Origin of the sequence: Pseudomonas argentinensis, from assembly GCF_001839655.2 — a bacterium.
GTDB classification, from domain to species: domain Bacteria; phylum Pseudomonadota; class Gammaproteobacteria; order Pseudomonadales; family Pseudomonadaceae; genus Aquipseudomonas; species Aquipseudomonas argentinensis_B.
The window spans coordinates 3,423,202-3,448,906 of record NZ_CP056087.1 but is presented as its reverse complement, the minus strand read 5'-3'; the positions used below and the strand labels follow the sequence as shown (position 1 = coordinate 3,448,906).

General features: G+C 65.1%; 23 protein-coding genes. 20 read left to right on the top strand and 3 right to left on the bottom strand.

Annotated elements, in window-relative coordinates:
* Window positions 1–205: 205 nt before the first annotated feature.
* From SA190iCDA_RS15375 to SA190iCDA_RS15355, 5 genes are all read left to right on the top strand, one after another.
* Window positions 206–1,519, top strand: a complete 1,314-nt coding sequence (locus tag SA190iCDA_RS15375) for an MFS family transporter (protein WP_070886571.1) — start codon at window positions 206–208, stop codon at window positions 1,517–1,519.
* 18 nt (window positions 1,520–1,537) lie between these two features.
* Window positions 1,538–2,902 (top strand): 3-carboxy-cis,cis-muconate cycloisomerase, encoded by a 1,365-nt coding sequence (locus SA190iCDA_RS15370; protein ID WP_070886252.1) that lies wholly within the window; start codon window positions 1,538–1,540, stop codon window positions 2,900–2,902.
* 18 nt (window positions 2,903–2,920) lie between these two features.
* The gene (pcaD, locus tag SA190iCDA_RS15365; protein WP_070886251.1) at window positions 2,921–3,712 is read left to right on the top strand and encodes a 3-oxoadipate enol-lactonase; all 792 of its coding nucleotides are present in this window, start codon (window positions 2,921–2,923) and stop codon (window positions 3,710–3,712) included.
* 57 nt (window positions 3,713–3,769) lie between these two features.
* Complete coding sequence (gene pcaC / locus SA190iCDA_RS15360) at window positions 3,770–4,168, top strand: 4-carboxymuconolactone decarboxylase (protein WP_070886250.1); 399 nt, start codon at window positions 3,770–3,772, stop codon at window positions 4,166–4,168.
* A gap of 144 nt (window positions 4,169–4,312) precedes the next feature.
* Window positions 4,313–6,079 (top strand): ABC transporter transmembrane domain-containing protein, encoded by a 1,767-nt coding sequence (locus SA190iCDA_RS15355; protein WP_070886570.1) that lies wholly within the window; start codon window positions 4,313–4,315, stop codon window positions 6,077–6,079.
* A gap of 192 nt (window positions 6,080–6,271) precedes the next feature.
* Here the strand turns inward: SA190iCDA_RS15355 and folE are convergent, their stop codons facing one another.
* Together folE and gap are read right to left on the bottom strand one after the other, a co-directional pair.
* Entirely contained in the window at window positions 6,272–6,835 is a 564-nt protein-coding gene (gene folE / locus SA190iCDA_RS15350) for a GTP cyclohydrolase I FolE (protein WP_070886249.1), read from the bottom strand.
* A 164-nt stretch (window positions 6,836–6,999) separates the two neighbouring features.
* Complete coding sequence (gap, locus tag SA190iCDA_RS15345; RefSeq protein ID WP_070886248.1) at window positions 7,000–8,001, bottom strand: type I glyceraldehyde-3-phosphate dehydrogenase; 1,002 nt, start codon at window positions 7,999–8,001, stop codon at window positions 7,000–7,002.
* A 131-nt stretch (window positions 8,002–8,132) separates the two neighbouring features.
* On the opposite strand from gap, the gene edd reads away from it, so the two are divergent.
* From edd to SA190iCDA_RS15295, 10 genes are all read left to right on the top strand, one after another.
* Window positions 8,133–9,962: a phosphogluconate dehydratase gene (edd, locus tag SA190iCDA_RS15340; protein WP_070886247.1), complete on the top strand. Its 1,830-nt coding sequence runs from the start codon at window positions 8,133–8,135 to the stop codon at window positions 9,960–9,962.
* A complete protein-coding gene (locus tag SA190iCDA_RS15335) occupies window positions 9,959–10,924 on the top strand; it encodes a glucokinase (RefSeq protein ID WP_070886246.1) in 966 nt (321 codons plus the stop codon). The genes edd and SA190iCDA_RS15335 overlap by 4 nt, the downstream gene beginning before the upstream one ends.
* A 53-nt stretch (window positions 10,925–10,977) precedes the next feature.
* Window positions 10,978–11,709 carry a response regulator gene (locus SA190iCDA_RS15330; RefSeq protein WP_070886245.1) on the top strand — a complete coding sequence of 244 codons (732 nt, stop codon included), beginning with the start codon at window positions 10,978–10,980 and terminating at the stop codon, window positions 11,707–11,709.
* Complete coding sequence (locus SA190iCDA_RS15325; protein ID WP_070886244.1) at window positions 11,699–13,156, top strand: ATP-binding protein; 1,458 nt, start codon at window positions 11,699–11,701, stop codon at window positions 13,154–13,156. Before SA190iCDA_RS15330 ends, SA190iCDA_RS15325 begins: the two co-directional genes overlap by 11 nt.
* 247 nt (window positions 13,157–13,403) lie before the next feature.
* Complete coding sequence (locus SA190iCDA_RS15320; protein WP_070886243.1) at window positions 13,404–14,636, top strand: AGE family epimerase/isomerase; 1,233 nt, start codon at window positions 13,404–13,406, stop codon at window positions 14,634–14,636.
* Between the two features lie 113 nt (window positions 14,637–14,749).
* Window positions 14,750–16,018 (top strand): ABC transporter substrate-binding protein, encoded by a 1,269-nt coding sequence (locus SA190iCDA_RS15315; RefSeq protein ID WP_070886242.1) that lies wholly within the window; start codon window positions 14,750–14,752, stop codon window positions 16,016–16,018.
* A 116-nt stretch (window positions 16,019–16,134) separates the two neighbouring features.
* Entirely contained in the window at window positions 16,135–17,043 is a 909-nt protein-coding gene (locus tag SA190iCDA_RS15310) for a carbohydrate ABC transporter permease (protein WP_070886241.1), read from the top strand.
* A complete protein-coding gene (locus SA190iCDA_RS15305) occupies window positions 17,036–17,866 on the top strand; it encodes a carbohydrate ABC transporter permease (protein WP_013791167.1) in 831 nt (276 codons plus the stop codon). Before SA190iCDA_RS15310 ends, SA190iCDA_RS15305 begins: the two co-directional genes overlap by 8 nt.
* A 46-nt stretch (window positions 17,867–17,912) precedes the next feature.
* Window positions 17,913–19,061 carry an ABC transporter ATP-binding protein gene (locus SA190iCDA_RS15300; RefSeq protein WP_070886240.1) on the top strand — a complete coding sequence of 383 codons (1,149 nt, stop codon included), beginning with the start codon at window positions 17,913–17,915 and terminating at the stop codon, window positions 19,059–19,061.
* A 74-nt stretch (window positions 19,062–19,135) separates the two neighbouring features.
* The gene (locus SA190iCDA_RS15295) at window positions 19,136–20,368 is read left to right on the top strand and encodes a maltoporin (protein WP_070886239.1); all 1,233 of its coding nucleotides are present in this window, start codon (window positions 19,136–19,138) and stop codon (window positions 20,366–20,368) included.
* A 113-nt stretch (window positions 20,369–20,481) separates the two neighbouring features.
* Here the strand turns inward: SA190iCDA_RS15295 and SA190iCDA_RS15290 are convergent, their stop codons facing one another.
* Window positions 20,482–21,342: a MurR/RpiR family transcriptional regulator gene (locus SA190iCDA_RS15290; protein WP_170833955.1), complete on the bottom strand. Its 861-nt coding sequence runs from the start codon at window positions 21,340–21,342 to the stop codon at window positions 20,482–20,484.
* A gap of 174 nt (window positions 21,343–21,516) precedes the next feature.
* Between SA190iCDA_RS15290 and zwf the strand changes: the two genes are divergently transcribed.
* The 5 genes from zwf (at window position 21,517) to SA190iCDA_RS15265 (ending at window position 25,668) form a co-directional block, all read left to right on the top strand.
* Window positions 21,517–22,986 carry a glucose-6-phosphate dehydrogenase gene (gene zwf, locus SA190iCDA_RS15285; protein ID WP_070886237.1) on the top strand — a complete coding sequence of 490 codons (1,470 nt, stop codon included), beginning with the start codon at window positions 21,517–21,519 and terminating at the stop codon, window positions 22,984–22,986.
* Window positions 22,973–23,686 carry a 6-phosphogluconolactonase gene (gene pgl, locus SA190iCDA_RS15280; protein ID WP_070886236.1) on the top strand — a complete coding sequence of 238 codons (714 nt, stop codon included), beginning with the start codon at window positions 22,973–22,975 and terminating at the stop codon, window positions 23,684–23,686. Before zwf ends, pgl begins: the two co-directional genes overlap by 14 nt.
* A gap of 17 nt (window positions 23,687–23,703) precedes the next feature.
* Entirely contained in the window at window positions 23,704–24,363 is a 660-nt protein-coding gene (locus SA190iCDA_RS15275) for a bifunctional 4-hydroxy-2-oxoglutarate aldolase/2-dehydro-3-deoxy-phosphogluconate aldolase (RefSeq protein WP_070886235.1), read from the top strand.
* Between the two features lie 84 nt (window positions 24,364–24,447).
* Window positions 24,448–25,266: a shikimate 5-dehydrogenase gene (locus SA190iCDA_RS15270; RefSeq protein WP_070886234.1), complete on the top strand. Its 819-nt coding sequence runs from the start codon at window positions 24,448–24,450 to the stop codon at window positions 25,264–25,266.
* 243 nt (window positions 25,267–25,509) lie between these two features.
* Entirely contained in the window at window positions 25,510–25,668 is a 159-nt protein-coding gene (locus SA190iCDA_RS15265) for a DUF3309 family protein (RefSeq protein ID WP_004373322.1), read from the top strand.
* Window positions 25,669–25,705 lie beyond the last annotated feature (37 nt).

The following is a 25,705-nucleotide window of genomic DNA, read 5'->3' as shown; positions in this document are numbered from 1 at the left end:
ATTCGCGGCCATGGCCGCTCCCACGATCATGACCAAGCTGTCAATTCCATTGCCAAGACTACTTTCGCAGTTTCGTTTGTCCTCACCATGTCACGGTCCACGACGCCGTGCCTGGTGAGGATGGGTGACCCAAAATGACGAATCATTTAGTTACATATGGGGTCGGAGTAGGGACGGTTCCGTTTCCTACCAGTGAGTATCCATGATGAGTACTGAAGCCAGCGCGGCGTACGAAGCCTCCAACTACAGCCCCGAAGAGCGCCGCAAGCGCATCTTCGCCATCGTCGGTGCCTCCTCGGGCAATCTGGTCGAATGGTTCGACTTCTACGTGTACGCCTTCTGCGCGATCTACTTCGCGCCGGCCTTCTTTCCTTCCGATGACCCCACCGTGCAGCTGCTCAACACCGCAGGGGTGTTCGCCGCCGGCTTTCTGATGCGGCCGATTGGCGGCTGGGTGTTCGGTCGCGTCGCCGACAAGTACGGCCGCAAGGTCTCGATGATGATCTCGGTGCTGATGATGTGCCTGGGCTCCCTGGCCATCGCCTGCATGCCCACCTACAGCAGCATCGGCACCCTGGCGCCGGTGCTGCTGTTGCTGGCGCGGTTGTTCCAGGGCCTTTCGGTGGGCGGCGAGTACGGCACCACCGCCACCTACATGAGCGAGGTGGCGCTCAGGGGCCAGCGCGGCTTCTTCGCCTCCTTCCAGTACGTCACCCTGATTGGCGGGCAACTGCTCGCGGTGCTGGTGGTGGTGATCCTGCAGCAGGCGCTGAGCGAAGACGAGCTGCGTGCCTGGGGCTGGCGCATCCCGTTCGTGATCGGCGCCATGGCCGCCGTGGTGGCCTTCTACCTGCGTCGCTCGTTGGACGAAACCGCCAAGCAGGACCAGATCGGCAACCAGGAATCGGGCAGCGTCGCCTACCTGTTCAAGCACCACAAGGCCGCGTTCTTCACCGTGCTGGGCTACACCGCCGGTGGCTCGCTGATCTTCTACACCTTCACCACCTACATGCAGAAGTACCTGGTCAACTCGGCCGGCATGAGCGCCAAGACCGCCAGCGGCATCATGACCGGTGCGCTGTTGCTGTTCATGATCATGCAGCCGCTGTTCGGCGCGCTGTCCGACCGTATCGGTCGGCGCACCTCGATGCTCTGGTTCGGCGCCCTGGGAGCGATCTGCACCTGGCCGATCCTGGCCTTGCTGCATACCGTGCAGAGCCCGGTGATGGCCTTCTTGCTGATCATCGCGGCGCTGGCGATCGTCAGCCTGTACACCTCGATCAGCGGCCTGGTGAAGGCCGAAATGTTCCCGCCGGAAGTCCGCGCCCTGGGCGTTGGTCTGGCCTACGCGGTGGCCAACGCACTGTTCGGCGGTTCGGCCGAATACGTCGCCCTGGGGCTGAAGTCCATTGGTATGGAACAGACCTTCTACTGGTACGTATCAGGCATGATGGTGCTGGCCTTTCTGGTCAGCCTGCGCCTGCCGCGCCAGGCCAGTTACCTGCACCACGATCATTGACCATGGAGTGTTCGCTGTATGAGTTCAAGGCCCGCTAGCCAGCTGTTCGATGCCTACTTCACCGGCGCGCCGATGCGCCAGGTGTTCAGCGACCAGGGGCGCGTGCAGGGCATGCTCGACTTCGAGGCGGCGCTGGCCCGGGCCGAAGCCGCGGCCGGGGTGATTCCCCAGGCGGTGGTGGCCGATATCGAGGCGGCTTGCCGCGCCGAACTCTACGATTTCGATGCGCTGGCGGTGGCCATCGGCAGCGCCGGCAATTCGGCGATTCCGCTGGTCAAGGCCCTCGGCAAACGCATCGCGGCGAGCAATGCCGAGGCCGAGCGCTACCTGCACCTGGGCGCCACCAGCCAGGACGCCATGGACAGTGGCCTGGTGCTGCAACTGCGGGCGGCCATCGCGCTGCTGGAAAAGGATCTGAAGGCTCTGAGCGGACAGCTGGCCGCGCAGGCCCAGCGCCATGGGGCAACGCCCATGGCTGGGCGCACCTGGCTGCAGCACGCCACGCCGGTCACCCTGGGCATGAAGATCGCCGGCTGGCTGGGCGCCATCGACCGCCATCGTCAGCGCCTCGAGGAAATAAAACCGCGCCTGCTGTGTCTGCAGTTCGGTGGCGCATCCGGCAGCCTGGCGGCTCTGGGCGACAAGGCCTGGTCGGTGGCCGGCGCACTGGCAGCCGAGCTGGACCTGCAACTGCCCGAGCAACCCTGGCACACCCAGCGTGATCGCCTGGTGGAGTTCGCCAGCCTGCTTGGTTTGATCGCTGGCAGCCTGGGCAAACTGGGCCGTGACCTCAGCCTGCTGATGCAGACCGAGGCCGGCGAATTGTTCGAGCCTTCGGCGCCGGGCAAGGGCGGCTCCTCGACCATGCCCCACAAGCGCAACCCGGTGGGCGCTGCGGTGCTGATCGGTGCCGCTACCCGCGCGCCCGGGCTGGTCGCCACCATGTTCGCCGCCATGCCCCAGGAGCACGAACGCAGCCTGGGCCTGTGGCACGCCGAATGGGAGACGCTGCCCGAACTCTGCTGCCTGGTCTCCGGTGCCCTGCAGCAGGCACTGATTCTGGTACCTGGCCTGGAAGTGGATGCCGAGCGCATGGCCGCCAACCTCGAACTGACCCGTGGCCTGGTCCTCGCCGAGGCGGTGAGCATCACCCTGGCCCAGCGCATTGGCCGCGACGCCGCCCACCATCTGGTCGAGCACTGCTGCAAGCAGGCGGTAGAGGAGGGCGTTCACCTGCGCGAAGTGCTCGGCGCCAATGCCGAGGTCAGCGCGCAACTGCCCGCTGAAGAACTGGATCGTCTGCTCGATCCCGCCCATTACCTGGGCCAGGCGCGACGCTGGGTCGAGCGCGCCGTGGCGCAGAGCCGTGAACTGAATTCGTAGATCATCTAGGAGATTGTCATGCCTGTGGTATCCCTCGCCGATGGCGACCTGAATTACCTGCTCGAAGGCCCCGCCGACGCACCGGTGCTGGTGCTCTCCAATTCGCTGGGCACCAACCTGCATATGTGGGACGCGCAGATCCCCACCTTTACCCGGCATTTCCGGGTGCTGCGCTACGACACCCGTGGCCATGGCCAGTCGCTGGTCACGCCGGGCTTCTACAGCATCGAGCAGAACGGCCGCGACGTGCTGGCGCTGCTGGATGCGCTGAATATCGACAAGGCGCATTTCTGCGGCCTGTCCATGGGCGGGCTGATCGGCCAGTGGCTGGCGATCAACGCCGCCTCGCGCCTGGATCGCCTGGTGCTGTGCAACACCGGCGCGAAGATCGGCACCGACGAGGTGTGGAACACCCGCATCGATACCGTGCTCAAGGGCGGCGAGAAGGCCATGCGTGACCTGCGCAATGCCTCCATCGAACGCTGGTTCACCGCGCCGTTCGCCAAGGAGCGGCCAGAAAAGGTCGAGCCCATCGTCACCATGCTGGCGCAGACCTCGCCCCAGGGCTACGCCGGCAATTGTGCGGCGGTGCGCGATGCCGATTTCCGCGAGCAGATCGCCTCCATCACGGCACCGACCCTGATCGTCTGCGGTACCGGTGATGCGGTGACTACTCCAGAGCATGGCCGCTTCATGCAGGCCCGTATTCCGGGCGCCGAGCTGGTCGAGTTCGACGCCGCGCATCTGTCCAACGTGCAGGCCGGTGAGCTGTTCACCGGGCGCGTGCTGAGCTTTCTGCAAACCAATTGAGCATGCTGTGCGTGGGCATCACGCGATGCCTACGCTGGGAACGAAGTGGAGCCACCGATGGATGAGAAACAACGCTACGACGCCGGCATGCAGGTGCGCCGCGCCGTGCTGGGCGATGCCCATGTCGACCGCAGCCTGGAAAAGCTGACGCCGTTCAACGAGGAATTCCAGGAGATGATCACCCGCCATGCCTGGGGCGATATCTGGACGCGCCCCGGCCTGCCGCGCCATACCCGCAGCCTGATCACCATCGCCATGCTGATCGGGATGAACCGCGAGGGTGAATTGAAGCTGCACCTCAAGGCCGCCAGGAACAACGGCGTGACCCGTGAGGAGGTGAAGGAAGTGATCATGCAGAGCGCGATCTACTGCGGCATTCCCGCGGCCAACGCCACCTTCCACCTGGCTGAAGAACTGTGGGACCAAGTCGGCGTCGAGTCGCTGAACAAGGCCTGACGCCGCAGCGATCTACAAAGCCCCGTCCAGGCGGGGCTTTTTATTGCCTGCGATTTGCTGCATCACGCGGCTCCTGTGCTTGATGTTTGCCGCGGCACCCCCCATCTGATGTGCTACAGCCTGCCATCAGCCTTCGAGCCCGCCATGAAATCGTTTTTGTCCGTTCGCCAGCGCGAAGCCCTGCGTACCTCATGGGCGTTCATCGCCCCTTATCGCGGGCGGGTGGCCGGTGCGCTGCTGGCACTGATGTTTACCGCCGCCATTACCTTGTCCATGGGGCAGGGCATCAAGCTGCTGGTCGACCAGGGCCTGGCTACCCAATCGCCGGAAGCGCTGCGCCATTCGATCCTGCTGTTCTTCGTGCTGGTACTGGCCCTGGCGGTGGGGACCTACACGCGCTTCTATCTGGTGTCGTGGCTGGGCGAGCGGGTGGTGGCGGATATCCGCAAGCGGGTGTTCAATCATCTGGTTGGGCTGCACCCTGGCTTCTATGCCCACAACCGCGCCTCGGAGATCCAGTCGCGGCTGACGGCCGACACCACCTTGCTGCAGTCGGTGATCGGCTCGTCGCTGTCGATGGCGCTGCGCAACCTGATCATGCTGGTTGGCGGCATGATCCTGCTGGTGGTCACCAATCCCAAGCTCAGCGCTATCGTGCTGGCCGCGTTGCCGCTGGTGGTGGCGCCGATCCTGCTGTTCGGCCGCCGCGTACGCGAGCTGTCGCGGCAGAGCCAGGACCGCATCGCCGATGTCGGCAGCTACGTCAGCGAAGTGCTCGGTCAGATCAAGACCGTGCAGGCCTACAACCACCAGGCCGAGGATCGCCGGCGTTTCGGCCTGTCCGCCGAGGCGGCGTTCGACACGGCGCGCAAACGCGTCGCCCAGCGCGCCTGGCTGATCACCGTAGTTATCGTGCTGGTGCTCGGCGCCGTAGGCGTGATGCTCTGGGTCGGCGGCATGGACGTGATCGCCGGGCGCATCAGCGGCGGCGAGCTGGCAGCCTTCGTGTTCTACAGCCTGATCGTCGGCTCCTCGTTCGGCACCCTCAGCGAGGTGATCGGTGAACTGCAGCGTGCCGCTGGCGCCGCCGAGCGGATCAGCGAACTGCTCGCTGCCCGCAACGAGATCCATGGGCCGCTCGAAGGCGCCTTGACGCCTGCGCAGCCGGTGCAAGGGCGTATCGAAGTGCAGGGCTTGTCCTTCGCCTATCCGACGCGCCCCGATAGCCTGGCGCTGCAAGGCATCACCCTGGCGGTCGAGCCAGGTGAAACCCTAGCCATCGTCGGGCCGTCCGGGGCCGGCAAGTCGACGCTGTTCGACCTGCTGCTGCGCTTCTACGACCCGTTGCAGGGGAGCATCCTGATCGATGGCCTGCCGATCAAGCAGCTCGATCCGCACGCGTTGCGCGAGAATTTTGCCCTGGTCTCCCAGCACCCGGCGTTGTTCTTCGGCAGCGTGGAAGACAACATCCGCTATGGCCGGCTGGACGCCAGCAGCGCCGAAGTGGAGGCCGCCGCACGTGCCGCCCATGCCCACGAATTTATCGAGCGCTTGCCCCAGGGCTATCAGACCCACCTGGGTGATGCCGGCCTGGGGCTTTCTGGCGGCCAGCGGCAGCGCCTGGCGATTGCCCGGGCACTGCTGGTGGATGCGCCGATCCTGCTGCTCGACGAAGCCACCAGCGCCCTGGATGCGGAGAGCGAACACCTGATCCAGCAGGCGCTGCCCGAGCTGATGCGCGGGCGCACCACCCTGGTGATCGCCCATCGCCTGGCCACGGTAAAGAGCGCCGACCGCATCGCGGTCTTCGATCAGGGACGGTTGGTGGCGCTGGGCAAACATGCCGAACTGGTCGCCAGCAATCCGCTGTATGCGCGGCTGGCGCAGTTGCAGTTCGTGGAGAAGAGCTAGGGGCAGGGCGCCGCTATCGGCGTTGGCTGTGTGGTGGGCAGGAGAACTGTGGGAGCGGGCGGGGACGCCTAGTTCATGCCCGCGATTCGCGCGCAGGGCGCGCTCCCACAAAGCGGGTCGGGCGGGAGCATCTGCCTAGCCTCGCTATTGCAAGGTATGGGCCAAGACGCTCTTCATGTGAGCAAGCTCGCCTCAGCCGTTGACCAGGCTCAGGAACTCGCTGCGGGTCGCGGCGTTGGCGCGGAATTCGCCGAGCATCACCGAGGTGACCATGGAGGAGTTCTGCTTTTCCACGCCGCGCATCATCATGCACATGTGCTTGGCCTCGATGACCACCGCCACGCCCAGGGCACCGGTGACCTGCTGAACCGCTTCGGCGATCTGCCGGCTCAGGCTTTCCTGGATCTGCAGGCGGCGGGCGTACATGTCGACGATGCGCGCGACCTTGGACAGGCCCAGCACCTTGCCATTGGGAATGTAGGCGACATGGGCCTTGCCGATAAAGGGCAGCAGGTGATGCTCGCACAGCGAATACAGCTCGATATCCTTGACCACCACCATCTCGCTGGCGTCGGAGCTGAACAGCGCACCGTTGGTGACTTCCTCCAGGGTCTTTTCATAGCCATTGCACAGGTACTGCATGGCCTTGGCGGCGCGCTTGGGCGTGTCGAGCAGGCCTTCACGGGAAACGTCTTCGCCGAGTTGGCCGAGAATGGCGGTGTAATGCTGTTCGAGAGTGTTGCGGCTAGAGTCCATGCGGCTTCCAGTGGTGGCGGATATCGATGAGCGGCTGCCTGGCCCCGCTGCCAGCATACTGCGCTTGGCATTGGGGGCGAGGCGGGCGGCAATTGTAATCCGCTCGCAGCGATTTACCGAGCCTTTATGCCGTTCGATGCATCGCTGCGTCTGTCAGCGCTGGCTCACTTGGCGGCGTGAGCTGCCAGGCAGGTATCGAGCATGCGGTTGGAGAACCCCCATTCGTTGTCGTACCACGCCAGCACCTTCACCAGTCGGCCATTCACCTTGGTGTGGTTGGCGTCGAAGATCGACGACAGCGGGTTGTGGTTGAAGTCGCAGGACACCAGCGGCAGTGTGTTGTAGCCCAGTACCGGGGATTTCTCGGCAGCCGCCTTGAGCAGGGCGTTGACCTCCTCGACGCTGGTATCGCGCTGCACCTGGATGGTCAGATCGACCAGCGACACGTTGATCACCGGCACGCGCACCGCCATGCCGGTCAGGCGCCCGGCGAGCTCCGGCAGTACCAGACCGACCGCTTCGGCGGCGCCGGTCTTGGTGGGGATCATCGACTGGGTGGCCGAACGCGCCCGGAAGGGGTCGCTATGGTAGACGTCGGAGAGGTTCTGGTCGTTGGTGTAGGCGTGGATGGTGGTCATCAGCCCGCTCTCGATGCCCAGTTCGCGCTGCAGCACCTGGGCGACCGGTGCCAGGCAATTGGTGGTGCAGGAGGCGTTGGAGATGATCTGCTGATCGGCGCGCAGGCTGCCCTCGTTGACGCCGTAGACGATGGTCGCATCCGCGCCCTTGGCCGGTGCCGAGATAATCACCTTGCGTGCGCCTGCACTCAGGTGGGCGGCCGCCTTGTCGCGCTCGGTGAACAGGCCGGTGCATTCGAACACCACGTCGACGTCGAGATCCTTCCATGGCAGGTCGGCAGGATTACGGATCGCGCTGACCGCGATGCGGTCACCATTGATAAGCAGGTTCTGCCCGTCCACCTCGACGTCGGCGTCGAAAATGCCGTGTACGCTGTCGTACTTGAGCAGGTGGGCATTGATGGCGCTGTCGCCCAGGTCGTTGATGGCGACGACCTGCATTTTTTCGCGGTAGCTCTGGGTATAGAGTGCCCGGAGCACGTTACGGCCGATGCGGCCGAAACCATTGATGGCAATTCGCAATGTCATGAGCGTCGATCCTTATATGTTGTTTTAAAAACAAGATTATTCTCATGAAAGTAGAAATCAAGCGTTTTAGCTGTCAATATTTTGATAAAAATACAATTCGAAGTGCTACCTGTTAGCCCGGAGTCGACACCATGCATCCCCGCATCCTCGAGGTAACCGACCGCCTGATCGCCCGCAGCCGCGCCACCCGTGAGCGTTATCTGGCGCAGATGGCCGCCGCCGATAGCCAGGGCCCGCACCGCGGCGCGCTGCAATGTGCCAACTTCGCCCATGGCGTGGCCGGTTGTGGTTCGGCCGAAGACAAGCAGCGCCTGCGGTTGATGAACGAAGCCAACGTCGGCATCGTCACCGCCTACAACGACATGCTCTCTGCCCACCAGCCCTACGAACACTACCCGGAATTGATCAAGCAGGCGTTGCGCCAGGTCGGCTCCGTGGGCCAGGTGGCCGGCGGTGTGCCGGCGATGTGCGACGGCGTCACCCAGGGTGAACCGGGCATGGAACTGAGCCTGGCCAGCCGCGAGGTGATCGCCATGTCCACGGCCGTGGCGCTGTCGCACAACATGTTCGATGCGGCGATGCTGCTGGGCATCTGCGACAAGATCGTGCCGGGGCTGATGATCGGCGCGCTGCGTTTCGGCCACCTGCCGATGATCTTCGTGCCGGGCGGGCCGATGCCCTCGGGCATTCCCAACAAGGAAAAGGCCGAGGTTCGCCAGCTCTACGCCGAAGGCAAGGCGACCCGCGAAGAGCTGCTCGAGTCGGAGATGAAGTCCTACCACAGCCCCGGCACCTGTACCTTCTACGGCACTGCCAATACCAATCAGGTGGTGATGGAAATCATGGGCCTGCACCTGCCGGGCTCGTCCTTCGTCAACCCGTACACGCCGCTGCGTGACGCGCTGACCGCCGAGGCGGCCCACCAGGTGGTGCGCCTGACCCGCCAGGGCGGCGAGTACACGCCGCTGTGCCGGATCATCGATGAGAAGGCCATCGTCAACTCGGTGGTGGCGCTAAACGCCACCGGCGGCTCGACCAACCACACATTGCACATTCCGGCCTTCGCCCGTGCCGCCGGTATCCAGCTGACCTGGCAGGATATGGCCGATCTGTCCGCCGTCACCCCGACGCTGGCCAAGGTCTACCCCAACGGCCAGGCCGACGTGAACCATTTCCATGCCTGCGGCGGCGTGCCGTTCATGGTACGCACGCTGCTCGACGCCGGCCTGCTGCACGAGGACGTCTACACCGTCGCCGGTCGCGGGCTGTCGCGCTACACCCAGGAGCCCTTCCTCGATGGCGAGCGCCTGGTGTGGCGCCAGGGCCCGGAGCAAAGCCTGGATCGCAACATCCTGCGCAGCGTGCCGGAAGCGTTCTCGCCCGAAGGCGGGTTGCGGGTGCTCACCGGGAACCTCGGTAACGGCGTGGCCAAGGTGTCGGCGGTAGCGCCCGAGCATCGGGTGGTCGAGGCGCCGGCACGGGTATTCGAGACCCAGGTCCAGCTGGCCGAGGCCTTCAAGGCCGGCGAGCTGGAGCGCGACTTCGTTGCCGTGGTGCGTTTCCAGGGCCCGAAGGCCAATGGCATGCCGGAGCTGCACAAGCTCACGCCGTACCTGGGCATCCTGCAGGATCGCGGCTTCAAGGTGGCGCTGGTCACCGATGGGCGGATGTCCGGCGCGTCGGGCAAGGTGCCGGCGGCCATTCATGTCAGCCCCGAGGCCTGGGATGGTGGGCCGCTGGCACGGGTGCGTGACGGTGACCTGATCCGCGTCGATGGCGTAACCGGGCATCTGCGGGTGCTGGTCGACGATATCGTCTGGAACGCCCGGGAGATCGCACCGCGCCCGCAAGGCACCGGCGTCGGCTGTGGCCGTGAGCTGTTCGCCTTTATGCGCGCCGCGTTCAGCCCTGCGGAAGAGGGCGCCAGTGCCTTTACCACCGAACTGGATTCGCTGCGATGAGCCTGGCCCTGGTTGGCGACATCGGCGGCACCAATGCGCGTTTCGCCCTGTGGCGCGACGGCGGCCTGCATTCGGTAAGGGTGTCGGCCACAGCTGATCACGCCACCGTCGAGCAGGCCATCGCCGCCTACCTGGCAGCCGAAGGATTGGCACTCGGCGAGGTGGACACCATCTGTCTGGCCTGCGCCGGGCCGGTGGAGGTCGATCCCTTTCGTTTCACCAACAATGCCTGGCGTATCGATCGCCAGGCGTTCTGTGCCGAGCTGCAGGTGCGCGAACTGCTGCTGATCAACGACTTTTCCGCCATGGCTCTGGGCATGACCTGCCTGCAGGACGACGAGTACATCACCGTCTGCCCGGGCGTGGCGCAGCCTGGGCGCCCGGCGGTGGTGATCGGTGCCGGCACCGGCCTGGGCGTCGGTACCCTGCTGGCGTTGCCCGATGGCAGCTGGCACGCCTTGCCGGGTGAGGGTGGCCACGTCGACCTGCCGGTGGGCAGCAACCGCGAAGCGCTGATCTGGCAGGCGCTGCATCGCCAGCTCGGCCACGTCAGCGCCGAGGCCGGTGCGCTCAGTGGCAACGGGCTGCTGGCGCTGTACCGCGCCACCTGCGCGGTGGATGGTCAGCCGGCTTCTCTGCAGAGCGCGGCCCAGGTCACCCGTGCTGCGCTGGAGGGCGAGCCGCTGGCGGTCAATGTGCTGGAGCTGTTCTGCTGCCTGCTCGGCCGTGTGGCCGGCAACAACGTGCTGACCCTGGGGGCGCGAGGCGGGGTGTTTATCGCCGGTGGTATGGTGCCGCGCTTCGCCAACTTCTTCATGGCCAGCGGCTTTTCGCGCAGCCTGCGCGACAAGGGCTGCATGAGCGATTACTTCGACGGCCTGCCGGTATGGCTGGTAACCGCGCCTTACCCAGGCCTGGTCGGCGCCGGTGTGGCGGTGGAGCAGCAGCTGCAACGGAGCTGAGAGGCCAATCGTTTGTCCAAGCGTCGCCCATAAAAACAACAAGGATCATCGATGTGAGAGCCGGAAAATCGATTCTGCTGGTCGACGACGACCAGGATATTCGTGAACTGCTGCAAACCTACCTCGGCCGCGCCGGCCTGCAGGTGCGGGCCGTGGCCGATGGTGCCGGGTTTCGCGAGGCGCTCTGCGAGGGTGGTGCGGATCTGGTGATTCTCGACGTGATGCTGCCCGACGAGGACGGCTTCAGCCTGTGCCGCTGGACCCGCGAACACCAGCGTTTCGCCCAGGTGCCGATCATCATGCTCACCGCCAGCTCCGACGAGGCCGACCGGGTCATCGGCCTGGAGCTGGGCGCCGACGATTACCTCGGCAAGCCGTTCAGCCCGCGCGAGTTGCTGGCGCGTATCAAGGCGCTGCTGCGCCGGGTGAATTTCGCCCAGGAGCGTGGCGCGGACGTGCTGGCCTTCGATGACTGGCGCCTGGACATGGTCAGCCACCGGCTGTTCCACCTCGACGGCGAGGAGGTGCTGTTGTCGGGTGCCGACTTCGCGCTGCTCAAGCTGTTTCTCGATCACCCGCAGCAGATCCTCGACCGCGACACCATCGGCAACGCCACCCGCGGGCGCGAAATGATGCCGCTCGAGCGCATCGTCGACATGGCGGTGAGTCGCCTGCGCCAGCGCCTGCGTGACACCAGCAAGCCGCCACGGCTGATCCGCACGGTGCGCGGCAGCGGCTACCAGCTGGCTGCTGCCGTGACCGCCCAGGCCGGCAATGCGCGCTGACTGGCGTCGGCTGGTGCCGATTCCACGCTCCTTGCTGGGCCGCATGTTGCTGCTGACACTGCTCTCGGTGCTGGCCGCGCAAACCCTGTCCAGCGCCATCTGGCTGTCGCAGTTGCGCGCCACCCAGCTCGAGGGGCTGGTGACCTCCGCGCGCAGCCTGGCCCATTCGATGTCGGCCAGCGTGCGTTATTTCCGTTCCCTGCCGGTGGCCTACCGGCCCATGGTGCTCGACCAGCTGCGCAGCATGGGCGGCACCCGTTTCGTGGTCAGCCTCAACGACCGGCCACTGGCCATGCAGCTGTTGCCCGACACGCCGCGCAAGCTGGCGGTGACCGAGGCGGTGAGCGAAATACTGCGTGCTTCTCTGGGCAACAGCGCGGACATTTCCGTGACCTTCGTCAGCCCGGACGACCTGCGTATCTTCAATGGCGGCCTGAAGCTCGACGAGCTACCGCGTTCCTGGGCCCATTACGCCCTGACCCTGGAGCCGGTCAACCCGCCGGTGCTGGTCACCCAGATCCAGCTGGCGCCCGGCGAGTGGCTGTATATCGCTTCGCTGCTGCCCGAGCCCTACACCAGCTTGGAGGAGCCGGTGCTGCCTACCCAGCAGCTGTGGTTCATCCTGCTCAGCAGCGGTTTTCTGCTGCTGTTCATCGGCGTTCTGGTGCGCTGGCAGAGCCGCCCGCTCAAGCGCCTGGCGCGCGCCGCACGGCATCTGTCGCTGGGCGCCGATATCCAGCCGGTGGAGGAGACCGGCGGAAAGGAAGTGGTCGAGGTGGCGCGTGCCTTCAACGCCATGCGCGAGCGCATCAGCCGTTACCTGACCGAGCGCGCCCAGCTGTTCAGCGCCATTTCCCACGACCTGCGCACGCCGATCACCCGGCTGCGCCTGCGCGTCGAACTGCTCGACGACGAAGCCCTGCAGACCAAGTTCGGCCGCGACCTCGACGAGCTGGAGCTGCTGGTCAAGGGCGCCCTGCAATGCGTCAAGGACACCGACATCCACGAGAACATCGAGCCCGTGGACCTCAACCAGCTGCTGCATTGTTTGGTCGAGCCGTGCCTGGCGCCGGCGGGCAACGGCCGCGTGACCCTGCATGGCGAGGCCCAGGCGGCTTATCTCGGCAAGCCCCTGGCGCTGCGCCGCTGCATCGGCAACCTGATCGACAATGCGCTCAAGTACGGCCACCGCGCCCATCTGCATGTCGAGGATGATGACGAGGCCTACGTGCTGCACGTCGACGACGAGGGGCCGGGGGTACCCGAGCAGCGCCTCGAACAGGTGTTCGAGCCGCACTTTCGCCTGGCCGGGCAGCAGCAGGGTTATGGCCTGGGGCTCGGCATCGCGCGCAACATCGCCCACAGTCACGGCGGCGAGGTGAGCCTGCAGAACATGCGTGAAGGCGGGCTGCGGGTGACCCTGCGCCTGCCGCGGATGCCGGATTGAATGTCACCGTCTGGTGACAAAGCCGCAGGCCTTCGTTACCTGGGGATATGCAGCCGCCAGTAGACTTTTGCCGTGAGCCTCCAGCGATTTGTGCACGGATAAAGTGCCGCACCGGTGCCGGCAATAGCGTTTGTAACCTGGGTCAGCCAAAGGCGTAACCCGGGTGTTTGCAGTTCCCGGGTATCGCTGCGCTCAACCCAGGCTACCGACCGGTGGGGCCACTAACCGTTTGCATGGAATAACAATAATGATCCCATCCCCGTTACCCGCTGACAGCTGGCTGGTCGAGCCGGCCCACCTGGCCTGGCTGAATGCCGAAGGCCTGCGCCTGCTGCCGTTTGCCCGTGCCGCCAAGGTCGAACATGGCTTCGCCGGCCTCGATGAAACAGGTGCGCTGCCGCCCGGTGCCAGCGCCGAGCTGATCCATACCACCCGCATGACCCACTGTTTCGCCCTGGCTCACCTGCAGGGCATTGCCGGCCATGACGCGCTGGTCGATCACGGCGTTGCCGCGCTGCAGGGCAGGCTACGGGACGAAGTGGCCGGTGGCTGGTTCGCCGATGCCACTCGCCGTGGCGACAAGAGCGCTTACCTGCACGCCTTCGTGGCCCTGGCTGCCAGCTCCGCCCAGGCGGCCGGCCGGCCTGGAGCCGATGCACTGCTGGACGAAGCGATCAGCATTCTCGAGCTGCATTTCTGGAGCGAGGAGGAGGGGGCGCTACGCGAGAGCTTCAACCGTGACTGGTCCGAGGAAGAAGCCTACCGTGGTGCCAACAGCAATATGCATGGCGTGGAGGCATTTCTGGCCCTGGCCGACGTCACCGGCGACAGCGTCTGGCTGCAGCGCGCGCTGCGTATCGCCGAGCGGCTGATCCACGGGCATGCCGCCTCCCGTGGGCATGCCGTGGTCGAGCATTTCGACCGGCATTGGCGGGCGCTGCCGGAATACAACGCCGACAACCGCGCCGATCCATTCCGCCCCTATGGCAGCACGCCCGGCCACAGCTTCGAGTGGGCACGCCTGCTGTTGCACCTGGAAGCCGCCTTGGCGCATGCAGGTCTCGCTGCGCCAGGCTGGCTGCTCGACGATGCCCGCGGGCTGTTCACCAGTGCCTGTCGCGATGCCTGGCATGCCGATGGCGCACCGGGGCTGGTGTACACCCTCGACTGGCAGGCGCAGCCGGTGGTGCGCGCGCGTCTGCATTGGGTGCAGGCGGAAGCCAGCGCGGCAGCGGCGGCCTTGCTGCGGCGCACCGGCGAGCCGATCTACGAGCAGTGGTATCGACGTTTCTGGGAATTCACCTCTGTCCATTTCATCGATCTGCACCAGGGCAGCTGGCACCATGAGCTCGACACGGATAACCGGCCGGCCGCCAGTATCTGGCCCGGCAAGCCCGACCTGTATCACGCCTACCAGGCCGTTGTGCTGCCGCGCCTGGCGCTGGCGCCGAGCCTGGCCACGGCCTTTTCGCGCATGTAACCAGATGGTGACATTTATGCATCCCTTCGTTACCTGTGTGCCCGCGAACCCTGATTACACTCCCTGCAACGCAAGCGCCATGACTTGCCGCTAACAACAAGAAAGGTACTTCGATGAACGCGATCACCCGTCTCGCTACTGCCGTTTCTCTCGCCTCCCTGTTTCCCCTCACCGCACTGGCGGCCGATTCCAAAGGTACGGTCGAAGTCGTGCATTGGTGGACCTCCGGTGGCGAAGCGGCAGCCGTGAAGGTTCTGCGTGAGCTGGTCGAAAAGGACGGCTACACCTGGAAGGACAGCGCCGTGGCCGGTGGTGCCGGCTCCGCCGCGATGACCGTACTCAAGACCCGCGTGGTCTCCGGCAACCCGCCAGGCGCTGCCCAGATCAAGGGCCCGGACCTGCAGGAGTGGGGCGCGCTGGATCTGCTCGCCCCGCTGGATGACGTGGCCAAGGCCAACAACTGGGATGGCCTGCTCTCGAAAACCGTTTCCAACACCATGAAGTACGACGGCCACTACGTCGCCGTGCCGGTGAACATCCACCGCGTCAACTGGCTGTGGATCAACCCGGCGGTGTTCAAGAAGGCCGGCATCGACAAGGCGCCGACCACCCTGGACGAACTCTACGCCGCCGGCGACAAGCTCAAGGCCGCCGGCTTCACGCCCCTGGCCCACGGTGGCCAGCCGTGGCAGGACAGCACCGTGTTCGAAGGCCTCGTGCTCGGCATCATGGGCGCCGAGGGCTACCACAAGGCGTTCGTCGAGAACGACGAGGCGACCCTGACCAGCCCGCAGATGACCGAAGTGTTCACCGCGCTGAAGAAGCTCTCCACCTACATGGACGACAACCGCGCCGGCCGTGACTGGAACCTGGCCACCGCGGAAGTCATCGACGGCAAGGCCGGCATGCAGATCATGGGCGACTGGGCGAAGAGCGAGTGGACCGCCGCCGGCAAGATGGCCGGCAAGGACTACCAGTGCGTACCGATGCCGGGCACCGCGGGCAGCTACACCTACAACATCGATTCCCTGGCCATGTTCAGGCTGAAGAAAGAGGGCGACATCGCCGCTCAGCACGCGCTGGCACGGATCGCCCTGGAGCCCGAGTTCCAGTACGTGTTCAACGAGAACAAGGGCTCGATCCCGGTGCGTGCGGACCTGGACATGAACAAGTTCGACAGCTGCGCCCAGGCCTCCATGAAGGATTTCCAGGCGGCCGACAAGGCCGGCAAGCTGGAGCCGAGCATGGCCCACAGCATGGCCACCAACCTGGCGGTGCAGGGGGCGATCTTCGATGTGGTCACCAACTTCATGAGCGACAAGAACGCCGACCCGAGCAAGGCCGGCGCGCAGATCGCCGCGGCGATCAAGTCGGCGCAGTAGCGTGAAGCGGGCCGTCGTCCGGCGGCCTAGCTGAATTCACCATCCGTCCGTGCGCCAGGCATTGCGCCTGTCGCCGGCGGCGTTCGTCCCGAATTTCTCTACACAGGGTATGCCCGATGAGTGTCACGACGGTAATCGGCAAGGCTTCACCCTTCGATGCGCTGCAGCGCTGGCTGCCCAAGCTGGTACTGGCGCCCACCATGCTGGTGGTGCTGGTGGGGTTCTACGGCTACATCCTGTGGACGGCGGTGCTGTCGTTCACCAATTCCAGCTTCATGCCCAGCTACAAGTGGGTGGGCCTGCAGCAGTACATACGTTTGCTGGACAACGACCGCTGGTGGGTCGCCAGCAAGAACCTGATGGTGTTTGGCGGCCTGTTCATCGGCATCAGCCTGGTCATCGGCGTGTTGCTGGCGGTGCTGCTCGATCAGCGCATCCGCCGCGAAGGCTTCATCCGCACCATCTACCTGTACCCCATGGCGCTGTCGATGATCGTCACCGGCACCGCCTGGAAATGGCTGCTCAACCCTGGCCTGGGCCTGGACAAGCTGCTGCGTGACTGGGGCTGGGAAGGCTTTCGCCTGGACTGGCTGGTGGACCCCGACCGAGTCGTCTACTGCCTGGTGATCGCTGCCGTGTGGCAGGCCTCGGGCTTCGTCATGGCGCTGTTCCTGGCCGGGCTGCGCGGCGTCGACCAGTCGATCATCCGCGCTGCCCAGGTGGACGGCGCGAATCTTCCGACCATCTATATGCGCATCGTGCTGCCGAGCCTGCGGCCGGTGTTCTTCAGCGCGGTGATGATCCTCGCCCATATCGCCATCAAGAGCTTCGACCTGGTGGCGGCGATGACCGCGGGCGGGCCTGGCTACGCCTCCGACCTGCCGGCGATGTTCATGTACAACTTCACCTTCAGCCGCGGCCAGATGGGCATCGGTTCGGCCAGCGCGATGCTGATGCTCGGCGCGATCCTGGCGATCCTGGTGCCGTACCTCTACTCGGAATTGCGAGGCAAGCGCCATGACTAAGGCCTTCAGTCCAAGCCGCCTGGCGATTCACGCCACCCTGTTGTTCGCCGCCGCGCTATACCTGGTGCCCCTGGTGGTGATGCTGCTGACCAGCTTCAAGACCCCCGAGGACGTGCGCGCCGGCAACCTGCTGTCGCTGCCCGACGCCTTTACCCTGATCGGCTGGGTCAAGGCCTGGGACGTGGTCGGCGGGCATTTCTGGAACTCGGCGAAGATGGCCATTCCGGCGGTGCTGATCTCCACGGCGATCGGCGCGCTGAACGGCTACGTGCTGTCGATGTGGCGCTTCCGCGGCTCGCAGCTGTTCTTCGGCCTGCTGCTGTTCGGCTGCTTCCTGCCGTTCCAGACCATCCTGCTGCCGGCCTCCTTCACCCTCGGCAAGTTCGGCCTGGCCAACACCACCGTCGGCCTGGTGCTGGTCCACGTGGTCTACGGCATCGCCTTCACCACGCTGTTCTTCCGCAACTTCTACGTCAGCGTGCCGGATGCCCTGGTCAAGGCGGCGCGCCTGGATGGCGCCGGGTTCTTCACCATCTTCGGGCGCATCCTGCTGCCCATGTCGGTGCCGATCATCATGGTCTGCCTGATCTGGCAGTTCACCCAGATCTGGAACGATTTCCTGTTCGGTGTGGTGTTCGCCAGTGGCGACGCCCAGCCGATCACCGTGGCCCTCAACAACCTGGTCAACACCAGCACCGGGGCCAAGGAATACAACGTGGACATGGCCGCGGCGATGATCGCCGGGCTGCCGACCCTGCTGGTGTACATCCTGGCGGGCAAGTACTTCCTGCGCGGCCTCACGGCCGGCGCGGTCAAGGGTTGAAAGCTGCTGCGCTCGCTCGCGGGGCTTTCGAAGTGGAGAGAAGTAAATGGCAACGCTCGAACTGCGCAACGTCAACAAGTCCTACGGCAGCGGCCTGACGGACACGCTGAAACGCATCGATCTGAAGATCGATGATGGCGAATTCCTGATCCTGGTCGGTCCCTCGGGCTGTGGTAAATCCACCCTGATGAACTGCATCGCCGGCCTGGAGAACATCAGCAATGGCGCGATCCTGGTCGACGACGCCGATATCAGCGGCATGAGTCCCAAGGATCGCGACATCGCCATGGTGTTCCAGTCCTACGCGCTGTACCCGACCATGAACGTACGGGACAACATCGCCTTCGGCCTGAAGATGCGCAAGTTGCCCGCGGCGGCCATCGACGAGGAGGTGGCCCGGGTCGCCAAGCTGTTGCAGATCGAACACCTGCTGGCGCGCAAACCCGGCCAGCTCTCCGGCGGCCAGCAGCAGCGCGTGGCCATGGGCCGTGCGTTGGCGCGGCGGCCGAAGATCTACCTGTTCGATGAGCCGCTGTCGAACCTCGACGCCAAGCTGCGGGTGGAGATGCGCACCGAAATCAAGCTGATGCACCAGCGCCTGAAGACCACCACGGTGTACGTCACCCACGACCAGATCGAAGCCATGACCCTGGGCGACAAGGTCGCGGTGATGAAGGAGGGCGTGATCCAGCAGTTCGGCACCCCGCAACAGATCTACAACGACCCGGCGAACCAGTTCGTGGCCAGCTTCATCGGCTCGCCGCCGATGAACTTCATCCCCGTGCAGCTGCAGCGCCGCGACGGTCAGGTGTGGGCGCTGCTCGCGTCGTCCATCGGCCGCTGCGAGCTGCCCCTGGGCGAGCTGCCGGAAGGCACCGAGCAGCGCGACATGCTGCTTGGCGTGCGCCCGGAGCAGGTGCAGCTTGCCGCCGGCGCGGCACAAGCGACTGCGCTGCCTGCGCAGGTGGAAGTCACCGAACCCACCGGACCGGACACCCTGGTGTTCGTCACCGTCAACGACAGCAAGCTGTGCTGTCGCCTGGCGCCGGATCAGGCGCCGCCGGTCGGTCAGCACCTGGAACTGCACATCGATGCCTCCCGGGCGCTGCTGTTCGATGCCCAGAGCGGCGAGCGGGTGCGGCCCCTGGCCCGCGCGGCACAGCCAGACAACGTCACCTCGTTAGCGAATCGTTGAGAAGGAGTCGGCCTCGTAGTCCTGATGCCGGCATTGCAAAGCGGTAACAACAATAAAAAACTGCAGGAGAGGATATGAAACGATCAGCAGGTATCGGTCTGGCCATGGCGCTGGGCTCCCTGACACTGCCGGTTACGAGCATGGCGCTGGAGTTTTCCGGCTACGTGCGCAGCGGCGCCGGCACGGCCGATGGCAATGGCCGGCAGTCATGCTTCCAGCTGCCGGGTGCGCGTTCCAAGTACCGCTTGGGTAACGAGTGCGAGCACTACGCCGAGCTGGATCTGCGCCAGGATCTGTTCACGCTCGACGATGGCTCGGTGCTGAGCATCGAGGGCATGGCCCAGCTGTTCAACGAGTACGGGCACACGCCGAAATTCACCGGTGACCACGGCACCGCGCGGATGAACCAGATGTATGCCGAGTGGAGCAACATGCCGGCACTCAACGGCGGTTCGCTGTGGGCCGGGCGGCGCTTCTACAAACGTAACGACATTCATATCTCCGACTTCTACTACTGGAACCAGAGCGCCACCGGTTTCGGTATCGACGAGATGAAGATCGGTGACTACAAGTACAGCTACGTGTTCTCGCGCAAGGACAGCTACGACCAGAAGGAATACATCAACCGCCACGACTTCAACGTCGGCGGCTTCGTGACCAACCCGGGCGGCGAAATCGAGGTTGGCGTCAGCTATATCGACAAGCCATCCTCCGTCGAGGATTCGAACAGCGGCTGGGCGGTGACCGGCCAGCACGTGCAGAAGAACTTCCTCGGCCTCAGCGGTGACAACAAACTGGCCCTGCAGTACGGCGAAGGGCCGGGTACCGGCCTGGGCTACACCGGCGACCCGACCCTGGATCGCGGCGCCAAGAGCTGGCGCGTGGTCGAGTTCTTCGACTTCCAGCTGACCCCACGCCTGGGCGGTCAGGTGCAGGCCGTGTACCAGAAGGACAAGCGTGAAGATGGCGGCGACCAGGACTGGTGGTCGGTGGGCGGGCGTACCAGCTATGCCTTCACCCAGCAGTTCAAGCTGGTCGGCGAGATCGGCCATGACCAGGTGGACGCGTCCGGCGGTACCCGCAAACTGAGCAAGTTCACCGTCGCGCCCACCTGGTCGCCGAACGGCCCCGGCTTCTTCGAGCGCCCGGAAATTCGCCTGTATTACACCTACGCCACCTGGAACAAGGCGGCGCAGGAGGCGGCGAATCTGCTGGCCGAGGGCTCGGCCCTGTCCGACACCGGTGCGTTCGGTAGTGCGCGCAACGGCTCGAACTTCGGTGTGCAGGTGGAGTACTGGTGGAAATAGAGCCTCGAGCTGCAAGCGACAAGCCGCAAGTGAAAGCTGACTACGATTTCGCAGTCGCGCAAGACTAGCTTGCAGCTTGCAGCTTGCAGCTTGCAGCTTGCAGCTTGCAGCTGCTAAAGCGGCTCTTCGCTGGCCGGATAACGGCTGGCGTTGAGGCTTTCCTTGATCTTGCGCAGGTGCGGCTGGAAGTCCGCGCCGCGGCGCAGGGTCATGCCGGTTGCCAGTACATCGAGCACGGTCAGCTGGATGATCCGCGAGGTCATCGGCATGTAGATGTCGGTGTCTTCGGGTAGCGGAATGTGCACACTGAGGCTGCAGGCCTGGGCCAGCGGCGAGCCGGCAGCGGTCAGGCCGAGCACCGAGGCACCATTCTCCCGCGCCAGGCGCGCCACCTCGACCAGCTCGCGGGTGCGGCCGGTGTAGGAAATGATCACGAACAGATCGCCCGTATGCGCCACCGAGGCGAGCATGCGCTGCATCAGCACGTCGGCATGGGCCGATACCGCCAGGTTGAAGCGAAAGAACTTGTGCTGGGCATCCAGGGCCACGGGTGCCGAGGCGCCCAGGCCGAAGAAGTGGATCTGCCGGGCCTGGATCAGCAGGTCGACGGCGCGGCTGATCAGGTTGGCATCCAGGCTTTGCCAGGCGCTGTCCAGCGAGGCGATGGCGCTGCCGAAGATCTTGCGGGTATAGGCCTCGGGGCCGTCGTCGGCTTCCACCGCACGGCTCACGTAGGCCGCGCCGCTGGCCAGGCTCTGGGCCAGTTGCATCTTCAGTTCCGGATAACCGTTGACGCCGAACGAACGGCAGAAGCGGTTGACCGTCGGCTCGCTGACCTGGGCGGCCTGGGCGAGGGCGGCGATGCTCAGGCGGGTGGCCTGCTGCGGGTTGAGCAGGATCACTTCGGCGACCTTGCGTTCGGCCTTGTTGAGGCTCTCGAGGCGGCCCTGGATCTGTTCGAGAAGGTTGCGCACGCGATCCATTGTTGTCCTTGTCCGATGAAATGCCGGGTTATCCTAAGCCGGGGCTGGTCTACTGGCTACCCGCTCGACGTACTCTACGAATATGTTGTGTTTATTACTACATTTGCGGTTGCGAAATGGCGGATTACCCGCTATCAATAGGGTAACTTTAGAAGAACAAAGATCATGTCGATGATTCCCGTTGAGCCTTGTACCCTCGCTTTGTTCGGCGCCCTGGGCGACCTGGCATTGCGCAAGCTGTTTCCCGCCCTCTACCAGCTCGACCGCGCCGGGCTGCTGCACGAGGATACCCAGTTGCTCGCCCTGGCACGCGACGGTGGCGACCCCGACAAGCACCTGAGCACCATCGATGCCCATCTGCGCCGCTACCTGCCGGCTCCTGAGCTCGATGAGGCGGTGATGCAGCGCTTCCAGGCGCGCCTGCGCTACCTGAGCATGGAGTTCCTGCCGCCGGACAATTACCCGCAACTGGCCGAAGCGGTGGGCAGTGGCCGTCAACTGATCGCCTACTTCGCCACCCCGGCCTCGGTGTACGGCGGCATCTGCGCCAACCTCGCCGCGGTCGGCCTGGCCGAGGGCACCCGGGTGGTGCTGGAAAAACCCATCGGCCACGACCTGCACTCGTCGCGCGCGGTCAACGATGCGGTGGCCGCCTATTTCCCGGAAACCCAGGTCTATCGGATCGACCATTACCTGGGCAAGGAAACGGTGCAGAACCTGATCGCCCTGCGTTTCGCCAACAGCCTGTTCGAAACCCAGTGGAACCAGAACCACATCACCCACGTGGAAATCACCGTGGCGGAGAAGGTCGGCATCGAGGGCCGCTGGGGCTATTTCGACAAGGCCGGCCAACTGCGCGACATGATCCAGAACCACCTCTTGCAGCTGCTCTGCCTGATCGCCATGGACCCGCCCGGCGACCTGTCGGCCGACGCCATCCGTGACGAGAAGGTCAAGGTGCTCAAGGCCCTGGAGCCGATGACCGCCGAGCAGTTGTCACGCCACGTGGTGCGTGGCCAGTACGTGGCCGGCACCAGCGACGGCAAGCCGGTGCCCGGCTACCTGGAAGAAGAGAATTCCAACGCCCAGAGCGACACCGAAACCTTCGTCGCCCTGCGCGCCGACATCCGCAACTGGCGCTGGGCCGGCGTGCCGTTCTACCTGCGTACCGGCAAGCGCATGGCGCAGAAGCTGTCGCAGATCGTCATCCACTTCAAGGAACCGCCGCACTACATCTTCGCCCCGGAACAGCGCCAGCTGATCGGTAACAAGCTGATCATCCGCCTGCAGCCGGACGAGAGCATTTCCCTGCAGGTGATGACCAAGGACCAGGGCCTGGACAAGGGCATGCAGCTGCGCAGCGGTCCGCTGCAGCTGAATTTCTCCGCGACCTACAAGAGCGCGCGGATTCCCGATGCCTACGAGCGCTTGCTGCTGGAAGTGATGCGCGGCAACCAGAACCTGTTCGTGCGCAAGGACGAAATCGAGCACGCCTGGCAGTGGTGCGATCAATTGATCGACGGCTGGAAAAAACTCGGCGACCCACCCAAACCCTATGTCGCCGGCACCTGGGGGCCGATGAGCTCCATCGCCCTGATCACTCGCGACGGGAGGGCCTGGTATGGCGATCTCTGACCTCGAATTTCCCGTGGGCGTGGTCGCCCGCAGCCACAGCGACGCCCAGCAACTGGCCCAGGCCCTGGCCGAGAACGTGGCCGGCGCGCTGCGTGACGCCATCGACAGCCACGGCCGGGCTACCCTGGTGGTCTCCGGCGGGCGCAGCCCGATTGCCTTCTTCAAGGCGCTTTCGCAACAGCCGCTGGCCTGGGCCAAGGTGTTGGTGAGCCTGGCCGACGAGCGCTGGGTACCGACCAGCCACGAAGACAGCAACGAGGCGCTGGTGCGCCGCCACCTGCTGCAGGGGCCGGCGGCCGAGGCGCAATTGCTGGGGCTGTACCAGAGCGCCGCTACCCTCGAACAGGCGGCGCAGCTTGCCGAACAGGCGCTGCGTGACCTGCCGAGCATCGACGTGCTGATACTGGGCATGGGCACCGATGGCCATACCGCCTCGTTGTTTCCCAACAGTCCCAATCTGGACGAGGCGCTCAGCGATGAATGCCCGCGCCGTTGCCTGCCGATGCTGGCACCAAGCGTGCCTCATCAGCGGCTGACCCTGACCCTGCCGTTGCTCAAGGCGGCGCACCTGCCGCTGCTGGCCATCGAGGGGCAGGGCAAGCTCGAGGTGCTCGAACAGGCCCTGCAGCAAGACAATCACAAGAACATGCCGATCAGCGCGTTTCTGCGCGCGCCGCTCGAAATCTACTGGTGCCCCTAGGCCCGAAAGGAACGACCATGACACAAGCCATCAGCCGCCCAGCCCCGACCATGGCGGAGAAGATCGACAGCATCGACGCGCTCTGCGCCCGAGCGCGGATCATGCCGGTGATCACCATCGCCCGGGAGGAAGACATTCTGCCAATGGCCGACGCCCTGGATGCCGGCGGCCTGCAGGTGCTGGAAATCACCCTGCGCTCGCCCCATGGCCTGACCGCCATCCGCCGCCTGCGAGAGGAGCGCCCGCACCTGTGCGTGGGCGCCGGCACGGTGCTCGACCGCAACATGCTAGCCGCGGTGGAAGAGGCCGGCGCGCAGTTCGTCGTCAGCCCCGGCTGCACCGACGACCTGCTGCGCGCCGCGCTGGAGTGCCCGGTGCCGATGCTGCCGGGCGTGGCCAGCGCTTCGGAGATCATGGTCGGCTACGCCCTAGGCTATCGCCGCTTCAAGCTGTTCCCGGCGGAGGTCTGTGGCGGCACCGCCGCGCTCAAGGCGCTGGGCGGCCCGTTCGGTGATATCCGTTTCTGCCCGACTGGCGGCGTGGGCCCGGCCAACCTGCAGCGCTACATGGCATTGCCCAACGTGATGTGCGTGGGCGGCAGCTGGATGCTCGACAGCAGCAAAGGCTGGGACGCCGTGCGCCAGGCCAGTGCCGAGGCGCTCGCCCTGCTGGACTGAGTCGCGGCCCGCATGCCCTGAACATTCCCTGTCGCCGGCTCGATGCCTCTGTCGAACCGGCGTCGTCATTTCCGAGGTTCGCCAATGACCCTGCGTATCAGCAAAGACACCCGCCTGTGCATGTCGCTGTCCGGGCGGCCAGGTAATTTCGGCACGCGCTTTCAGAACTACCTGTACCGCGAGCTGGAGCTGGATTACCTGTACAAGGCCTTCACCACCACCGATCTGCCGGCGGCCATCGGCGGCATCCGCGCCCTTGGCATTCGCGGCTGCGCGGTGTCGATGCCGTTCAAGGAAGCCTGCATCAGGCACCTCGACGGCCTGCACGAGTCGGCGTCGACGCTGCAGTCGGTCAATACCATCGTGGCCGATGACGGCCGCCTGACCGGTTACAACACCGACTACAGCGCCGTGGTGAAGCTGCTGGACAAGCATGCTGTGCCCACCACCAGCCGCTACGCCCTGCGTGGCAGCGGCGGCATGGCCAAGGCGGTGGCCTGCGCCCTGCGCGACAGCGGCTTCGCCGATGGTTGCATCGTCGCCCGTAACGAAGCGGCAGGCAGGGCGCTGGCCGGGCAGTGTGGGGTGCAATGGCGCGAGGCACTGGACGACGAGCCGGCGCAGTTGCTGGTCAACGTCACGCCTTTGGGCATGCGCGGTGCCGAGGCCGACCAGCTGGCTTTTGACGAACGGGTGGTGGAGGCGGCGAACTGGGTATTCGATGTGGTCGCCGTGCCGGTGGAAACCCCGCTGATTCGCCTGGCCCGTTCCCTGGGCAAGCCGGTGATCACCGGCGGTGAAGTGATCGTGCTGCAGGCCGTCGAGCAATTCGTGCTGTACACCGGCGTACGCCCCGATGACGAGCTGATCGAGCGGGCGGCGCGCTTCGCCCTGGCTGACTAGCAACGGCTCTATTTCTACTGCGTTTCCGACCGCAATCCTGTCTCCGGTCACTTAAAGTTTGCACTTTCCGTTTCCCGGCCAAGTCGTAAAAGGTGTAGGGCATGGCGCTGCGTCGAGCGCTCTGCCAGACGCTGGCTTCGCCGCAGCGCCATGCCCTGCATCGACCGGAACGCCTTACCCGGGCTTCCGATGCCAGGCGCGCCGCTAACCAGTGGCCGTCGACAGACAAGCAAGGAGATAGCCATGGGCTTGGGAACCATACTGCTGATCATTCTGATCCTGATGCTGATTGGTGCCATCCCGGCATGGCCGCATAGCCGCAGCTGGGGCTACGGGCCTACCGGCGGTCTGGGACTGGTGCTGGTCATCGTGCTGGTGCTGCTGCTACTGGGCTACATATGAGCCAGCGCCTGCATCCCTGATGCAGGCGTAGCCGTCG

Coding starts and splice junctions, on each gene's coding strand:
- SA190iCDA_RS15375 (WP_070886571.1), top strand. CDS start 206: ATGAGTACTGAAGCCAGCGCGGCGTACGAAGCCTCCAACTACAGCCCC.
- SA190iCDA_RS15370 (WP_070886252.1), top strand. CDS start 1,538: ATGAGTTCAAGGCCCGCTAGCCAGCTGTTCGATGCCTACTTCACCGGC.
- pcaD (WP_070886251.1), top strand. CDS start 2,921: ATGCCTGTGGTATCCCTCGCCGATGGCGACCTGAATTACCTGCTCGAA.
- pcaC (WP_070886250.1), top strand. CDS start 3,770: ATGGATGAGAAACAACGCTACGACGCCGGCATGCAGGTGCGCCGCGCC.
- SA190iCDA_RS15355 (WP_070886570.1), top strand. CDS start 4,313: ATGAAATCGTTTTTGTCCGTTCGCCAGCGCGAAGCCCTGCGTACCTCA.
- folE (WP_070886249.1), bottom strand. CDS start 6,835: ATGGACTCTAGCCGCAACACTCTCGAACAGCATTACACCGCCATTCTC.
- gap (WP_070886248.1), bottom strand. CDS start 8,001: ATGACATTGCGAATTGCCATCAATGGTTTCGGCCGCATCGGCCGTAAC.
- edd (WP_070886247.1), top strand. CDS start 8,133: ATGCATCCCCGCATCCTCGAGGTAACCGACCGCCTGATCGCCCGCAGC.
- SA190iCDA_RS15335 (WP_070886246.1), top strand. CDS start 9,959: ATGAGCCTGGCCCTGGTTGGCGACATCGGCGGCACCAATGCGCGTTTC.
- SA190iCDA_RS15325 (WP_070886244.1), top strand. CDS start 11,699: ATGCGCGCTGACTGGCGTCGGCTGGTGCCGATTCCACGCTCCTTGCTG.
- SA190iCDA_RS15320 (WP_070886243.1), top strand. CDS start 13,404: ATGATCCCATCCCCGTTACCCGCTGACAGCTGGCTGGTCGAGCCGGCC.
- SA190iCDA_RS15315 (WP_070886242.1), top strand. CDS start 14,750: ATGAACGCGATCACCCGTCTCGCTACTGCCGTTTCTCTCGCCTCCCTG.
- SA190iCDA_RS15310 (WP_070886241.1), top strand. CDS start 16,135: ATGAGTGTCACGACGGTAATCGGCAAGGCTTCACCCTTCGATGCGCTG.
- SA190iCDA_RS15305 (WP_013791167.1), top strand. CDS start 17,036: ATGACTAAGGCCTTCAGTCCAAGCCGCCTGGCGATTCACGCCACCCTG.
- SA190iCDA_RS15300 (WP_070886240.1), top strand. CDS start 17,913: ATGGCAACGCTCGAACTGCGCAACGTCAACAAGTCCTACGGCAGCGGC.
- SA190iCDA_RS15295 (WP_070886239.1), top strand. CDS start 19,136: ATGAAACGATCAGCAGGTATCGGTCTGGCCATGGCGCTGGGCTCCCTG.
- zwf (WP_070886237.1), top strand. CDS start 21,517: ATGTCGATGATTCCCGTTGAGCCTTGTACCCTCGCTTTGTTCGGCGCC.
- pgl (WP_070886236.1), top strand. CDS start 22,973: ATGGCGATCTCTGACCTCGAATTTCCCGTGGGCGTGGTCGCCCGCAGC.
- SA190iCDA_RS15275 (WP_070886235.1), top strand. CDS start 23,704: ATGACACAAGCCATCAGCCGCCCAGCCCCGACCATGGCGGAGAAGATC.
- SA190iCDA_RS15270 (WP_070886234.1), top strand. CDS start 24,448: ATGACCCTGCGTATCAGCAAAGACACCCGCCTGTGCATGTCGCTGTCC.
- SA190iCDA_RS15265 (WP_004373322.1), top strand. CDS start 25,510: ATGGGCTTGGGAACCATACTGCTGATCATTCTGATCCTGATGCTGATT.